The organism is Pseudomonas sp. 10S5, assembly GCF_035019745.1.
GTDB lineage: Bacteria > Pseudomonadota > Gammaproteobacteria > Pseudomonadales > Pseudomonadaceae > Aquipseudomonas.
The window spans coordinates 49,360-64,601 of the sequence record NZ_JASJVL010000009.1 but is presented as its reverse complement, the minus strand read 5'-3'; the positions used below and the strand labels follow the sequence as shown (position 1 = coordinate 64,601).

Here is a 15,242-nt window from a genome sequence, read left to right as displayed (position 1 = left end):
AACCGGCGGCGTAGCATCCACACCTACCCATTCACCCGTTAACAGCAGCCTGGAACACCCAATTCGATGGGTGCTGACTAGATTCCTGTTGAGGGCTCTGACTCGATAGGTGCATATCATGTTGCTGCTAATGGCATTAATTACATCAGTGCAAACCACATTGCTTTTGATGGTTCTTACCACTTTTCTGCTGACCGGACTGTTGCTGACTGCGCTGCTTACGTGGGCATTGAAGGCTTAGCACCGACGATAAATTACGACTTAGCCCGCGTAACTGTAGCGTCGTATCTATTCTGCGCTCCCTACCTGGCCCGACGATCAATCGGGCTTTATTTTGCCTGCTGAAAAGTTCACTACAAAACTCACGATAACGGCTGAAACGTTTCTTCAGGCCCTTAAATGGCCGTTAACCAGCTGATTTATAAGAATAATTACCTACTATTAATTCTAACGATAATCGATAGCATGCTTATTAGCTTCTTAACCAAACCCAGCGGCGTAACATTCACTCCATCGCAACGCAGACCACCCACTGATTCGGAGTACCCATAATGAAAACTTCAAAACTGATTTTCGGCATCGCTTTCTCGGTACTGGCAAGCACCACCTTCGCTCTGCCGGCGTTAGCAGAAGGCGGCTCGGCTCATACCAATGCAAGCGCGGCCCGCGTTACTTCTGACGGTGCAGACCACGTTGGCGCCAGTCGCCTCGCTTCTGACGGCGCTGACCATGTAGGTGCGAACCGTGTAAGTTCTGATGGTGCCGACCACGTTGGTGCAAACCGTCTTGCTTCAGACGGCGCTGATCATGTTGGCGCAAACCGTGTAAGTTCTGACGGCGCTGACCACGTTGGTGCGAACCGTCTTGCTTCAGACGGCGCTGACCATGTTGGCGCAAACCGCACAAGCTAATCGACTCAATTACTTCTCCCAGCCCGGCTTCTGCCGGGCTTAATTTTGGGCGGTATGAAAGTCTGGAAAACAGGGCTATTGCCTTGCAATATGAGCGACTTAATCTTAGCAACTGCTGTCACTAGGGAGCCCTTTATGTCAGACGATATTCACTTCTACGAACCTGCCAACGGCCATGGTCTACCCCATGATCCGTTCAATGCGATCATCGGACCCAGACCCATTGGCTGGATTTCTTCGCAGGATGCCCAAGGCCGCTTGAATCTCGCCCCTTATAGTTTTTTTAACGGTTTCAATTACACACCTCCGATCATTGGCTTCAGCAGCATCGGTCGTAAAGACAGCCTGAATAATATTGAGCAGACCGGTGAGTTCGTCTGGAATTTGGCGACGTGGTCGTTGGCTGAGGCGATGAACCAAAGCTGCGCCTCCGTACCGCCGGAGGTTGATGAGTTTAAGTTGGCGAACCTCACTCCGGTCGCATCGCGCATCGTCAAAGCGCCGCGTGTGCTGGAGACACCGGTTTCGTTCGAGTGCAAGGTCACGCAGATCATCCAGCTGCAACGCGCCGACAAGGAATTGATACCCACGTGGCTGGTGCTTGGTGAAGTAGTCGCGGTTCACATTGCTAAGTCGATGCTAAAAGACGGCATTTACGATACGGCGTCTGCAGAACATATTTTGCGCGGAGGCGGACCGGCGGATTACTTCAAGATTGATCCCGCATCGCTGTTCAAGATGTACCGCCCCAAAAGCTGATTCGATTTAAAACACCAGCTCGCCGTCCGCATCGACATCGACCAATCGCGCCAACTCTTCAGCAGCGGCATGGTCGGCGTCATGCGCGGTTTTGAACTTCTGATCACCAAGTACACGATGAAAACGTGGCGCACCCCCGGCATGGCGAGCTTTCACCGCAATCGCTGCGCTGTAACCACCGTCGCCCGGCATAACGGCAGACACCGCCTCGACGTCTTTAAATTCTTTACGTGCCATGCAAATCACCCTGCCCAATTTATCGAATGCGGCGATTCTAAACAATTTTGCGAACAATGAATGAAACGCTAATCAACTGGCCAACTGCCGCAGGGGTGCCTGATATTCAGTTTTTTTTGACTAGAAGAGACGTGCTTGAAGGTCTGAAAGTCCAGGATGCCGACAATTAATTGCTGAACCACTTCGGCAAAAACGTTCAGCGCCGCAGTTGCGAACCAAGCGGCCATCGCAATTCAGTCGAGAATACAGCCGCCAATTCCGTGCACCGACCTCCCGCGACCTGGCGCGGTAGCGCCAAAGCGTTTGATCGCACTTGCCTTCAAGCCGCCAGAACGCGACACGCTTCAGCGGGAATGGTGACTGAGACTGGGTGACCGATGGCGAGCCCGAAGCATTGGCTTGGGGTGCTCAAGGCCGTCAGCGAAACACCCGCGCACTCGACAGTGGTTTCGATAGTCGCGCCGATGTCGCGCACAAAAGTCACAGTGCCTAGTAATCGGTTACCCGCTGTTGGCAATGGCGGTGACAATTGCAGGTCTTCAGGACGCACCAACATTTTGATCTGGGCGCCGACGGCGATGCTGCTGCTGATCGGTACGTCCAGCGCCTCACCAGTAGGAAGGCCGACCCGACCTTCACCCAACACAGTGGCCGGAAAAATATTTCCAGAACCTATAAAGTCGGCGACAAATTCATTGGCCGGGTTGCGATAGATCTCAATCGGCGTACCTACCTGCTGCACCCGGTTTTGCCCCAACACGACCACGATATCGGCCATGGTCATGGCTTCGCGTTGGTCGTGGGTTACCAGAATCGTGGTGATATTGAGCCGTTGTTGCAGTTGCCGAATTTCTACTTGCATCGACTCGCGCAGCTTGGCGTCGAGCGCCGACAGAGGCTCATCGAGCAACAGCAGCTTTGGGTGCGACGCAATCGCCCGAGCAATGGCTACCCGCTGGCGCTGTCCGCCGGAGAGCTTCGCGACTGGGCGGTCGATCATCGCCTGCAATTGAATCAGCTCCAGCAGTTCCTTTACCCGGCCCTGTTGGTCCGCTTTGTTCACACCGCGCAGTTTCAGCGGATAGGCGATGTTTTCACCGACCGTCATGTGCGGAAACAGCGCCAGTGATTGGAAGACCATGCCGAAATTGCGTTGGTGCGCTGGGGTGTGGCTGACGTCTTCGCCGTCGAGACGAATCTCGCCGCTGGTTAAGGTTTCCAGACCGGCGATCATCCGCAGCAAAGTGGTTTTGCCACAGCCAGACGGGCCGAGAAAACATACCAACTTGCCCTCTGGCAAGTGCAGATTGACGTCGGTCACCGCGCAAGCCGAGCCGTAATATTTCTCGACGTTTTCCAGAATCAATCCGGTCATTTATGTAAGCCTCAAAAAAACTAAAACGAAACGCCACCTTCACCAACCAGCTTCTCCAGCGCCCAAATCAGGACGAAGTCGATCAGCACGATCAGTACGGCAAACGAGAATACGGTGGGGTCCAGCGATGAGACCGTACGGCTGTACATCCAGATCGGTACGGTCATGACGTCGATGTTGTAGAGAAAGTAGGTCACAGTGAATTCGTTGAAGGAGACGATAAACGCCAGCAACATTCCGGCAAGAATCCCGGATTTCATCAATGGAACCACTACATCGAAGATAGCTCGCAACGGTGAAGCACCGAGCATTTGCGCTGCCTCTTCCACCTCGCTGCCAATCGACATCATCGCCGCGGTGCAGTTTTTCACCACGAATGGCAGCGCCAGGATCACGTGAGCAATCACCAGGCGCGAAGTGTTTATCTGGAACGGCAAGCTGTCGAAAATCAGCAGCAGTGCCAAGCCCAGCACCACCATCGGGAACACCAATGGCAACGACATCAGTTGTAGCGCTATGCCTTTGCCACGAAATTCGCAGCGGGTCAGTGCATAGGAAGCCGGCACCGCCACGGCGGTAGCCAGAATCATGGTCAAGCAAGCGACCCATAGGCTCGTGGCCATGGCTTTGCCGAGGCTCAGGACATCACTGGCATCGGGAGATACGAACGTCTGCCAAGCCGCTTTGTACCATTGCAGGCTGTAGCTGCTGGGCGGGAAATCGAGGTTGGATGCGCCACTGAACGACATGACAATCATGGTCAGGATCGGCAGTACCGCCAGCAAAAGAATCAAGCCAGAGAGCAAGCCCGCAAAGCGCCCGGTATCACCGGGCAATACCGGCTGGAAGCGAAAACGAGCTTTTGAAGAACGGCTCATTGCGAGGCCTCCAACAGACGACGGCGACGACCCGCAAAATATTCGGAAAGGGTCATGATCGCCAGCGTGGTGACGATCAAAACCACACCTGCTGCCGAGGCGGCGGGCCAGTTCATCAGCGGTGCGATTTGGTCGTGGACCATCACCGCCAACATCGGTACTCGCCTGCCGCCAAGCAACAACGGTACGACAAAGCTACTGGCGTTGTAGGCGAAAACCAAAGTGGCGCCAGTGATAATTCCCGGCAAACTCATCGGCAATATCACTTGGCGAAACACTTGAAAGCGGCTGGCGCCTAGGGTTGCGGCAGCCTCTTCATAGCTGCGAGAAACGCCACGCATGGCGCTGGCGATTGGCAGTACAGCGAGTGGAAAAGCCGTTTGCACCAAGCCCATCAGCACACCGTTTTGGTTATACAGCAGCATTACCGGACGGGTAATGACGCCGAGGCCGATCAAGGATTTGTTGAGCATTCCGCCCGGCCCGAGAATCACCAACCAGCCATAACTTTGCAGCAGTAGGTTGACCAGTAACGGCAGCAGGACAGCCGCCAGAAATACTCGGCGCAAGAACGGCGATTGCAGGCGCGACATGGTGTAGCCCACCGGAATCGCCAGCACCACCGCGATGGCGGCACTGAACAACGCCAGTCGCAAGGTCAGCAGCAGTGATTTCAAGTAATAGGGCTCAGCCAATTGCGCGTAGCTGGCAAGGCTGAAACCGGTCCATTCCGCGCCTTTGGTTCCCACGCTCATGCGCAACACTAACAAGCTCGCTGCGATCAGTACGGCGAGGAACAGCATCGACGGCGTGAGAAAAAGCCAAGCGCGTAGCGTGGTAGAAATCGGTTTGGCACCGTGCCGCGAAGGCGTAGTAACCGCGCGGATCGAAGGGTGGTTTTGCATAGCAATAATCTCGTGTGAGATGGATTACAGCAGCGATACCGCCATCGCGAGCAAGCCTGCGCCTGTTCGCGATGAGCACATCAGGAAGAGAAAATCTCGGTGTAACGACGAATCCACTGGTCATGCACCGTCGCCAGAAAGGCGTTGTCGTGCATGATCGCTTTGTCGGCGATTTGTTCCGGGGTGAGGATGTATGGGCTCTTGCGCGCTTCAGCCGAGATGACGGCCTTGGCGTTGACCGGGCCATTGTAGATGTCTTCAGTCATCTTGCCCTGCACCACTGGGTCCAGAGAATGGTTGATAAAGGCGTATGCCAAGTCAGTATCGCCTGGACGGTTTTTCGGCATAACGGTCTGCATCAAGTCAGTGTAAAAGCCTTCTTTCATGCCGAACGTAGCGCCCAAGCCGTAGGCAGGATCGCGAAGTTGTTTCGGAAAAAAAGCAGGGGCATACAAGCCACCCATGTCCAGCGAACCGGTGCGGAACAATTCGGCGATCTGGTTAGGGTTCTCGCCAAGGGTCACTACACGGTCTTTAAGTTCGGCGAGCTTTTTGAAACCCGGCTCAACGTTGTGCTCGTCACCACCGGCCAATTTGGCGGCGATGATGATCAGGTCCATGGCCTCGGTCCAGTTGGGCGGCGGCAGAAAAATACTTGGTGCCAGATCCTTGTCCCACAGCGCAGCGTAGCTATCGGGGGCTTCTTTCACGGTGCGGGTGCTGTAAATCAGGCTGTTGCACCAGAGCAAGTAGCCGATGCCATGACCATTGGCGCCGGTGCGGTATTTCTCCGGGACGTCGACGATGTTGGGAATACGGTTAAGGTCTGGTTTTTCCAGCAGACCGGCGGCGGCCAAGCCTTCTGCGCCCACGCCCGCCAAGGTGATGATGTCGTATTGCGGGCGATCCCCACCGGCTTTGAGTTTGGCAACCATCTCTGAGGTGCTGCCGGTTCGGTCAGCGATGACCTTGGCGCCGGTTTTAGCTTCGAAGGTCGCTGCTATGTTGCGCAACGCTGCCAACCCGGTGTCATCGGACCACGTCAGTAAGCGCAAGGTTTTGCCTTGAAACTGGTTTTCGCTGGCGCTCGCCCGGATAAACGGCATGGACATCGCTGCGGCGGCAACCGATGCAACACCCACCGTCTTGATGAATTGCCTTCTGTTCAGATCATGCTCGCCCATGACGGACTCCGTTGCTTTCTTAAGTGAGGTGATCGCGTCTTCGCCCCAGGCTGAGTGCGCGCGCCCGATCAGCTACAGCACCCGTAAATCGAGGGTTTAGCTGAGTTGACGGGGTCATCCTGAGGCGACGAGAAAGAGGCAACAATCGAAAGTTTGTCATCGAAGCCATGTGTCAAACGCATGCCTCGAAAGAAGGCATGCGTTTGCTGTTATCGAGCTTCTAGACGCTTCTGATGATGTGTTTTATTTCCTGGAAAGCGTGCAACCCCCATGGCCCCAGCTCACGTCCGATACTGCTGTGTTTGTAACCGCCCCACGCCGTTTGGGGGAAGATTACCTGGGGCGCGTTTATCCACACCAGCCCCGCCTGCAGGGCGTTTGCGACTCGATTGGCAGTCTCGATATTGCGGCTGACGACACTGGCCACCAAGCCAAATTCGCTGTCGTTGGCCAACGCAATAGCCTCGGTTTCGGTAGTGAAGCTACGCACGCACAGCACCGGGCCAAAAATCTCTTCGCGCCACAATGCACTGTCCAAGGGCACACCCGTGAACAGCGTCGGCCGCAAAAAATATCCGCGAGGCAATTTCGCAGGCCTTTCGCCGCCGCATACCAGCTGCGCACCGTCACTGATAGCCGCCGCGATATGGCTAAGCACTCGCTGGTATTGCACCTGATTAACCAACGCGCCCATTTCGACGTCAGGGTCAAAGGGGTCAGCAACATGAATAGCGTTGGCACGCGCTTTGAGTTTTTCCAGGAATACGTCAGCCAATTCCTCGGCGACCAATACCCGGCTGGTGGCCGAGCACATCTGCCCGGCGTTGAAAAATCCGCCGCCACTAGCGAGCTCGACGGCCAACTCAACATCGGCATCTGCCAGCACCAACAACGAGGATTTGCCACCCAATTCCAGACTGACGCCCTTCACTGTTTCAGCGGCGCGCTGCATCACCTGAACGCCCACCGCGTTGCTGCCGGTGAAGGAGATTTTCGCAACGCCAGGATGCGCCGCCAAGGGCGCCCCGACCCCAAGCCCGGTGCCACAGACCAAGTTGAAGACACCCGCAGGTAAGCCGCATTGAGCGATGATATCGGCCAGCTCCAGCTCTGGCAGCGGCGTGACTTCCGACGGTTTCAATACCACGCAACATCCGGCCGCCAGGGCCGGGGCTAGCTTCCATGCAGTGGTGACCATCGGAAAATTCCAGGGCACGATCAACGCCACAACGCCGCACGCTTCATGACGCAAGCGCGCTGAAAAGTCGTTGCTGGGCAACGGCACGGCGCTGTCTTGATCTGCGTCCAGCGCGTCGGCAAGAACGGCGTAATACTCGAAGGTCGCGATCACGTCATCGACATCAATGGCCGCCTCGAATAATGGTTTGCCGTTGTTGAGCGATTGCAGTTGGATCAAGCGCTCGCGGCGTTCTTGCACCCCGCTGACGATCTTGCGCAACACCGCGCCACGAGCGGCCCCAGAGGTTTGCGACCAGACTGCAAACGCCGATTGCGCCGCCTGCACGGCGTGTTCAACCGACGTTTCATCACCGCCGGCTACGATAGCCAAAGGCACTTCCGTGGCCGGATTGATCACTGAGAGCATTTCGCTGCCAGACAACCAGTGTCCATTTATGTAGAGACCGTGTTGGGCGCTCAGCATGATTTCAACCCGTTCATCCACTGTGTCTGGTCGATTTCGATCAGGGTCGGACCTTGACGGTCATCCGCTGCACGCAAGGCCGCTTTCAGTTGTTCAACACCAGAAACGGCTTGGGCAGCACAGCCCAACGCTTTGGCGACGGCAACAAAATCAGGGGTATAAATATCGACGCCCACCGGCTCAATGGCGCGATTGATCATGTACTTTTTGATTTCTTCGTAGCCCTGGTTATTCCAAAGCAACACGATAATCGGCGTGCGCGCTTCGACGGCGCTGGCCAATTCGGCAAGGGTAAATTGCAAACCGCCGTCGCCGATCAGGCACACCACTGCGCCCCGGTTGCTCGCGTCAGACCCACGGCCAAGCCACGCACCAATGGCGGCGGGCAAGGCGTAGCCGAGGGTGCCGTAGCCGGTCGATGAGTTGAACCAGCGCCGTGGTTGCTCAAGATTGAGCGTCAGGTTGCCGGTGTACACCGGCTGGGTGGAGTCGCCGACAATTACCGCGTCCGGAAGAATATCGAGTAACGCTTGCAAAAAAAACGTCTGCCCGCGAGTGGCTTCGTCCCATGTCGCTTCAAGTGTTTCGCGCAATACGGCGCTGCGCTGCTGGCCCCAATCTGCACGGCGTGTGGCCAGTTCTGTGGCCGTCAGTCCGCTAAGCAACGCCTGCGTAGCGGTATCGGCATCAGCGACCAGCGCAACGTGCGGCCGATAATTGCGCACGGTTTGGTCGGGATCGATATCGATCCGCAACAACGTACCAGGAATTTCAAAACCTCCAGCGAAGGTGATGTCGTAGTCGGTTTCGGCCAGCTCAGTACCGATGGCCAGCACGACGTCGGCCTCGGCCACCAACGCCCGCGTGGCTACCAATGATTGGGTCGAGCCGATCAATAACGGGTGACGTGAGGGCAGCATACCTTTGGCGTTGATAGTCAATGCGACCGGAGCATCCAGCAGCTCGGCGAGCTGTGTCAGTGCGCAGGCGGCGTCGATAGCGCCACCGCCGGCCAGAATCAGCGGTCGTTTCGCGGCAGCCAGAAGGCCGACCATCTGTGCAACGGCAGCCGGGGCGGCACCGGCGCGGCTAATACTGACTGGTGGACTATTGAGCAGGTCGTCAGCGTTTTCCACCAATACATCAAGCGGAATCTCGATGTGCACCGGCCGCGGACGTCCGGCCTGAAACAACGCAAACGCCCGGGCCAATACCCCAGGCAATTCCGACGCCGACATTAACGTGTGGGAAAACGCGGCGACGCCAGCGACCAGGTTGCTCTGAGATGGCAGCTCATGGAGCTTTCCGCGTCCTCCGCCCAACTGATTGCGCGATTGCACGCTTGAGATAACCAGCATCGGAATTGAGTCAGCATAGGCTTGGCCCATGGCCGTGGTGATGTTGGTCATGCCAGGGCCGGTGATGATGAAACACACACCGGGCTTACCGCTGGTGCGCGCATAACCATCGGCCATGAAGCCAGCGCCCTGTTCATGACGCGGCGTGACATGGTTGATTGATGAGCCCGCGAGCCCACGGTACAACTCGACGGTATGCACACCGGGGATGCCGAAGACCTGCTCGACACCGTAGCCTTCGAGCAATTTGACCAATACTTCGCCGCACGTTGCCATGTTTGTCCGCCTTCCTTCTGTTTGGAGCTGCAAAAACATCCCGACGCTTACGGCTGCGGGACAGGCTACAGATGAGCCGCAATTGGACCCGTGCGGCCATATCTGTGACAAGGCAAAAAATGTCATGCTAGGCATGTCCTCACTTCATGCCTGAGCGCCAAATGAAACGCCTTCCTCCCCTGCCTGCCCTGCATACCTTCCTGGTTACGGCCCAGTGTTGCAATTTCACGCGGGCCGCCGAACTGCTGCACATCACCCAAGGCGCGGTGAGTCGGCAGATTTCCGGGCTGGAAAGTCATTTGGGCTATGCACTGTTTCAGCGTCAAGCGAGAGGGTTGAGCCTGACGACTCAAGGAAGCGACTTGTTCCCACGAATTCAGAAGGTGTTTTCGTTGATCGACGAAGCCGTAGAACAAGTCGGTGCGAAACGCGAAACCTTAAGACTGAAGGCACCGACCTGCATGATGCGCTGGTTGTTGCCACGCTTATTGCAGTGGCAAAAAGAGCGCCCAGAGGTGCCGGTGGAATTGACCACGACTATTCAGCATGCGGTGGATTTTCGCCGAGAGGAGTTTGATGCCGCCGTGGTGTACGGCGCCCCCCCGGCCAATTCGGTGGTGGCGCATCACCTGTTCGACGAGCAACTGACGCCGGTATGTTCGCAACAATTATTGAGCGGGCTGATCCCGCTCAATACATTGGCCGATCTGGAGCAGCACATGTTGCTGCATCCGACCCGTGATCAGCGCGATTGGGAAACCTGGCTCAAGGCCGCCGGCACCACGGTGAATAACATCGCAAAGGGCCAGCACTTTGACACGCTTGACCTGGCTATGTCGGTGGCGTCCCAAGGCACTGGCGTGGCCATTGGCGACTGGGCATTGATCGGCGAAGACCTCAGCGCTGGTCGGCTGGTAATGCCTTTCGACCTTAAGGTGCGAACCGGCGCTGCGTATTACTTGGTCTATCCGGATCGCTCTGCCCCTTCACCACAGCTGCGCGAACTGATCGACTGGTTGCTGACTCAAGCGGCTGAGCGGAGCGATTAATACGCCTCGCTAACACGTTGGGTCCGACCGCAAACCGCGTTAATAACCGACGGTAATACGCTGGCGCGAATGATTGTGCCGTTCGATTTCGTCGAGCATCGCGATGGCAAAATCCGCGAAACTGATCGAACTATTGCCGTTGGCATCCACCAGCAAATCGTCTCCACCTAGCCGAAAGACGCCAGTACGTGGGCCTTCTATGAACAGTGCCGATGGCGACAAGAAGGTCCAGTCCAGATCTTTTTCCTGACGCAGCACCTCCAGAAATGCGACTCCGGCAGCGGCCTCGGCTTTGTATTCTTCAGGGAAATCAGGTGTGTCGATCACCCGCACGCCTGGCGCTACGAACAGGCTACCCGCGCCGCCCACCACCAACAACCGAGGAACGCCTGCGCGTTTTACCGGCTCTATGGTTGTGCCAGCCGACACCGAAGAAAAGTGCGTGGAACTGATAACCACATCATGTCCAGCAACGGCTTCGGCATAGGCCTTGCCATCATTAACGTCCAGATTTTTTGTAACGACGCCTGAACGTCCAGCCAACGATGAAGCGTCACGAGCAATAGCTGTAACACTATGACCACGGCGCAGAGCCTCTTCCAGTAGCTGGCTGCCAGCGCGACCGGTAGCGCCGATAATTGCGATCTTGCTCATGGTGACTCTCCGTAATAAGCGTGGGATTAATGGAATGAACAAAGCTTAGCGGCGCGATTAGTTTAAAAAAATGCCATGCTTGAACATAGTTTGTTTCATGGATCGGGCAAATTATGGATCGTTTGATTGCAATGCAGGTGTTTGTCACGGTGGCGGATTTGGGCAGCCAGTCTGCGGCAGCGGATTTTCTGGACCTCTCGCGCCCAGCCATTTCTCGCTATCTGGCCGAGCTGGAAGAATGGGTTGGTGCACGGCTGATGCACCGCACTACACGTAAACTTAGCCTGACCGCTGCGGGCAACGACACCCTGCCACGCTGCCGGCAGATACTGGACCTGTCAGCCGACATGCAAGCGAGCGTGAGCGCTGCGGAGCAGCCATTGCGCGGCAAGTTGCGCATTAGCGTCAGCACTTCATTTGGTCACGCGCATCTGGCCGATGCGATCAGTGAATTCCTCCGGCTGCACCCCGACGTCAGCATCGATATGCAGTCAATGGACAGAACCGTGAATTTGGTTGATGAACGTATCGATCTGGCCATTCGCGCCAGCAACGACTTGGACCCGAATCTGATCGCCCGCCGCTTGACTGTTCTTCGATCGGTGATCTGTGCTTCGCCAGGCTACCTGCGCGAACATAACACCCCAGCACGGGTAGAGGATCTCAGCGCCCACAACTGCCTGACACATACTTATTTCGGCACCAGGCTTTGGCATTTTGAGCAGGATGGTGAGCAGATTGCCGTGCCCATTCAAGGGTCATTCAGCACCAACGACTCATCGGCGCTGGTGCGGGCTACGTTAGCTGGTGCAGGGGTGGCTATGCTGCCGACTTATCTGACAGGTACCTTCTTACGCAACGGTACGTTGATTCAACTAGTGCCCGATGCACCCCCACGCAATCTCACACTTTATGCGGTCTATGCATCGCGCAAGCACATGCCGGCGGCCTTGCGCAGTCTTGTGGATTTTTTTTCAGAACGTTTCAAAGACGAGAACGAATGGCTACGCTAAGCATGCACGCTACCTATATGACTATTGGTCGCGCAGGCTCTCAGTAAATTAGCGATAACTAGACGCAAACTGCATGCAGACGAGAACTGTCCTACACTTGACTTAATCCTTTTAAAAACACGTTTTTAAAGTCGGATAGAGGTGGGCAACATGATAATTACAAAAAGAAGAACCATGGCCGTACTTTCAGTCGCTGTCGTCTTGGCCATTTACGCCGCTGGTGCTTATAGAATCGAGGAAGCCCGGCAAGCGCCGCGTTTCTCCATTTGCACCGCCAACCACTGCGCGCCTCAAGACGCGACCTTTGCTGGACTGAGCCTCAAGTAGGCCGCCTTCTCGTTCTACCTCATTGCATACGGCCCTATCGAATAGCGTGCTATCGGATTAGACTGACCAGCCTCTTCCTGCCGACCTTTGCGGCAGGTTTTCACTGCTAGTTGGGCGCTATCTTGACCAGTCTGAACCAACCCAAACCTGCTATCCGCAGCGTGCTATTCGCGCTCATGATGGCGGTCTTTCTTAGCGCGCTTGATCAGACCATTGTTGCGGTCTCGATGCCGGCAATCTCCGCCCAGTTCCACGATTTTGATCTCCTCGCCTGGGTGATTTCCGCCTATATGGTCGCGATGACCGTTGCCGTGCCCATCTACGGCAAGCTCGGCGATCTTTACGGTCGACGCAACCTGATGCTGTTTGGCCTCGGGCTATTTACCTTGGCGTCGCTGTTCTGCGGCATGGCTCAGAGCATGGAGCAATTGGTGCTGGCACGGATCATCCAGGGGATTGGCGCCGGGGGAATGGTCTCGGTCAGCCAAGCGATCATTGGCGACATCGTGCCGCCGCGTGAACGCGGGCGTTATCAAGGGTACTTCAGCGGTATGTACGCCGTAGCCAGTGTCGCCGGTCCGGTACTGGGCGGCGTCATGACGCAATACTTGTCTTGGCGCTGGGTATTTTTGATCAACTTACCGCTGGGGCTGAGCGCCTGGTGGATCGCCCGACGGACATTGATCGGTTTGCCCGTTCCGCAGCGCACGCCAATCATCGACTACTTAGGCACGGTCTTGATGATCATTGGTTTAAGCGCCCTGCTGCTGGGCGTCACCGAGATCGGTCAAGGCCATGGCTGGCACGACCCCGAAGTATTGGTGCTGCTCGGCGTAGCGCTGCTCGCACTGGCAACCTTCGTCTGGTACGAGCGCCGAGCACGGGAGCCTTTGTTACCGATGCATCTGTTTGCCAACCGCACGGCGGTGCTGTGTTGGTGCACCATGTTTTTTACCAGTTTTCAATCGATCTCATTAATCGTCCTGATGCCATTGCGGTTCCAGACCGTAACCGGTGGCGGCGCAGACGCAGCCGCGTTGCACCTGTTGCCGCTGGCGATTGGCATGCCGATGGGCGCTTTTTTTGGCGGACGTAGAACATCGCTGACAGGGCGTTATAAACCGTTGATTCTCGCCGGCGCACTGATGATGCCCTTCGTGGTGCTGGGCATGGCGTTCACACCGCCGCAGTCGGTTCTGATCACCAGCGTATTAATGGTGTTGACCGGTTTCGCCTGCGGCTTACAATTCCCGACGTCACTGGTGGGCACGCAAAACTCAGTTGATCCCACCGACATGGGCGTTGCGACCAGTACTACCAACTTGTTCCGCTCACTGGGCGGCGCGGTGGGCATTGCGCTGATGTCAGCACTGTTGCTGGCGATGTTGCAGAATTCCGGGATTGGTCAGCTCAATGGCGGACCGGTGGGAGCAGCCAGTTCGGGCAATCTGCTGATGGACAGCTTGAATGCGGCCAGTGGCCCGGCCTTGGAGATTTTACGAGGGGAGCTATCGCTAACGTTTCGCCATCTGTTGATGATCAGCGCAGGGATTTCACTGCTGGGCTTGGTCGCCGCTATCGCGATGCCGAACAAACTACTGCGTGGTCGGGCCCACGGTGACAAGAGCACTGCGTGAAGCCCGCCCCCATCAGATCGCCAAGCGAGGGCGATCTGATGATTTTCTACTAGATCAGCGGCTGTAATAACCCACCGCCACCAGGAAGTGGCCGACCTTGCGCACGTAAGCGTGCTTGTTCTCGATTTTGCTGGTCACCGGGTTACGCCAGCGATAATCATACTCGCCATCGTTTTGCTTGTTGATGAGCGCCAGTATCGACTCGCCGACAGGTTTGCCTTCCGGATCCTTGACCTTGCTGAAGTCAGTTTTAACCAACCGCACGTTAGTGCCGTGGGCGACATAGCGGTGGTCATTCAAATCGACGACGAATACGTACAGATCATCCTGGAGGAAACCGCCTTTCAGGCTGTTGATATTGTTGATGGTACCGGTTTCGTCTTTGACCAACGCGGCAGAGGCTTTTTCCAATAGCGCTTTGGCTTGTTCGGCCGAGGCCCGTGGCAGGTAATAACCCACCGCCAGTACCCGATCACCCACACGCTTGTAATAAACGCGCTTGCGTTCGACCTTGCCGTCGTTCTGGTTTTGCCAGCGGTATTCGGCTTCCTGGATGCCGTTGGCTTGCGTGCTGAGAATGTCTTTAAAGGCGTTCTGTAGATCCGGGCTCAGCGTGGGCATCACGTCCCGCCCGATCAATACCGCCGACGGTCCGCCGCTCGCCAGCATCACACCGTTCACATCAACCACGAAAACATAAAGTTCGCCATTGACGAACTCCCCCTGCCGACTGAACTCGGCAAACGCGTTGTCACCTTGCTTCTGGTATTCGGCCAGCGCCTTGATCAACAAATCCTTGGCTGCCTGCCCGTCATCGGCGGCTTCAGCTGCCCATGCCTGGCTGCTTAAGCACAGACACAACAACCAGCCGAGCATCGCACTCATCCGTAGTCGCTTCATACCGCATCCCCATTCTTATTATTGAAGTTGCCAGAGCTTAGACGTAAGCCGCACTTATGCCCATCAGCCCTATCAAGAAACGTCCCACACCCGAAGCGGAAACGTCCGTATTAAGG

15 protein-coding genes are annotated in these 15,242 nt (G+C 56.2%); 6 read left to right on the top strand and 9 right to left on the bottom strand.

Features of this window, described 5'->3' with window-relative positions; all coding sequences use genetic code 11:
* Positions 1 to 551: 551 nt before the first annotated feature.
* Together QN378_RS11720 and QN378_RS11715 are read left to right on the top strand one after the other, a co-directional pair.
* Positions 552 to 911, top strand: coding sequence for a hypothetical protein (locus QN378_RS11720; protein ID WP_322205248.1), 360 nt, complete (start codon positions 552 to 554; stop codon positions 909 to 911).
* Positions 912 to 1,046: 135 nt separating this feature from the next.
* On the top strand, positions 1,047 to 1,670 hold the full coding sequence (locus tag QN378_RS11715; protein WP_322205249.1) for a flavin reductase family protein: 624 nt from the start codon (positions 1,047 to 1,049) through the stop codon (positions 1,668 to 1,670).
* A gap of 6 nt (positions 1,671 to 1,676) precedes the next feature.
* Here QN378_RS11715 and QN378_RS11710 read toward each other — a convergent pair whose 3' ends face one another.
* The 7 genes from QN378_RS11710 to QN378_RS11680 all read right to left on the bottom strand — a co-directional run bounded on the left by QN378_RS11710 (position 1,677) and on the right by QN378_RS11680 (position 9,546).
* Entirely contained in the window at positions 1,677 to 1,907 is a 231-nt protein-coding gene (locus tag QN378_RS11710; protein WP_322205250.1) for a hypothetical protein, read from the bottom strand.
* Between the two features lie 319 nt (positions 1,908 to 2,226).
* A complete protein-coding gene (locus QN378_RS11705; RefSeq protein WP_323550815.1) occupies positions 2,227 to 3,282 on the bottom strand; it encodes an ABC transporter ATP-binding protein in 1,056 nt (351 codons plus the stop codon).
* Positions 3,283 to 3,302: 20 nt separating this feature from the next.
* Positions 3,303 to 4,160, bottom strand: coding sequence for an ABC transporter permease (locus QN378_RS11700; protein ID WP_322205252.1), 858 nt, complete (start codon positions 4,158 to 4,160; stop codon positions 3,303 to 3,305).
* Positions 4,157 to 4,963, bottom strand: coding sequence for an ABC transporter permease (locus QN378_RS11695; protein WP_407074064.1), 807 nt, complete (start codon positions 4,961 to 4,963; stop codon positions 4,157 to 4,159). Before QN378_RS11695 ends, QN378_RS11700 begins: the two co-directional genes overlap by 4 nt.
* A gap of 182 nt (positions 4,964 to 5,145) precedes the next feature.
* Complete coding sequence (locus QN378_RS11690) at positions 5,146 to 6,249, bottom strand: ABC transporter substrate-binding protein (protein ID WP_322205254.1); 1,104 nt, start codon at positions 6,247 to 6,249, stop codon at positions 5,146 to 5,148.
* A 220-nt stretch (positions 6,250 to 6,469) separates the two neighbouring features.
* Positions 6,470 to 7,912, bottom strand: a complete 1,443-nt coding sequence (locus tag QN378_RS11685; protein WP_323550814.1) for an aldehyde dehydrogenase family protein — start codon at positions 7,910 to 7,912, stop codon at positions 6,470 to 6,472.
* The gene (locus tag QN378_RS11680; protein WP_323550813.1) at positions 7,906 to 9,546 is read right to left on the bottom strand and encodes a 5-guanidino-2-oxopentanoate decarboxylase; all 1,641 of its coding nucleotides are present in this window, start codon (positions 9,544 to 9,546) and stop codon (positions 7,906 to 7,908) included. Before QN378_RS11680 ends, QN378_RS11685 begins: the two co-directional genes overlap by 7 nt.
* Before the next feature lie 161 nt (positions 9,547 to 9,707).
* On the opposite strand from QN378_RS11680, the gene QN378_RS11675 reads away from it, so the two are divergent.
* Positions 9,708 to 10,595 carry a LysR substrate-binding domain-containing protein gene (locus tag QN378_RS11675; protein WP_322205257.1) on the top strand — a complete coding sequence of 296 codons (888 nt, stop codon included), beginning with the start codon at positions 9,708 to 9,710 and terminating at the stop codon, positions 10,593 to 10,595.
* A 39-nt stretch (positions 10,596 to 10,634) separates the two neighbouring features.
* On the opposite strand, the gene QN378_RS11670 is transcribed toward QN378_RS11675, so the two are convergent.
* Positions 10,635 to 11,249, bottom strand: coding sequence for an NAD(P)-dependent oxidoreductase (locus QN378_RS11670; protein WP_322205258.1), 615 nt, complete (start codon positions 11,247 to 11,249; stop codon positions 10,635 to 10,637).
* A 113-nt stretch (positions 11,250 to 11,362) separates the two neighbouring features.
* Here QN378_RS11670 and QN378_RS11665 point away from each other — a divergent pair, with 113 nt between their 5' ends.
* From QN378_RS11665 to QN378_RS11655, 3 genes are all read left to right on the top strand, one after another.
* Positions 11,363 to 12,262: a LysR family transcriptional regulator gene (locus QN378_RS11665; protein WP_322205259.1), complete on the top strand. Its 900-nt coding sequence runs from the start codon at positions 11,363 to 11,365 to the stop codon at positions 12,260 to 12,262.
* A 174-nt stretch (positions 12,263 to 12,436) separates the two neighbouring features.
* The gene (locus tag QN378_RS11660) at positions 12,437 to 12,589 is read left to right on the top strand and encodes a hypothetical protein (RefSeq protein ID WP_322205260.1); all 153 of its coding nucleotides are present in this window, start codon (positions 12,437 to 12,439) and stop codon (positions 12,587 to 12,589) included.
* A gap of 122 nt (positions 12,590 to 12,711) precedes the next feature.
* Complete coding sequence (locus QN378_RS11655) at positions 12,712 to 14,226, top strand: MDR family MFS transporter (RefSeq protein WP_323551063.1); 1,515 nt, start codon at positions 12,712 to 12,714, stop codon at positions 14,224 to 14,226.
* Positions 14,227 to 14,280: 54 nt separating this feature from the next.
* On the opposite strand, the gene QN378_RS11650 is transcribed toward QN378_RS11655, so the two are convergent.
* Complete coding sequence (locus tag QN378_RS11650) at positions 14,281 to 15,126, bottom strand: cache domain-containing protein (protein WP_322205262.1); 846 nt, start codon at positions 15,124 to 15,126, stop codon at positions 14,281 to 14,283.
* Between the last annotated feature and the right edge of the window lie 116 nt (positions 15,127 to 15,242).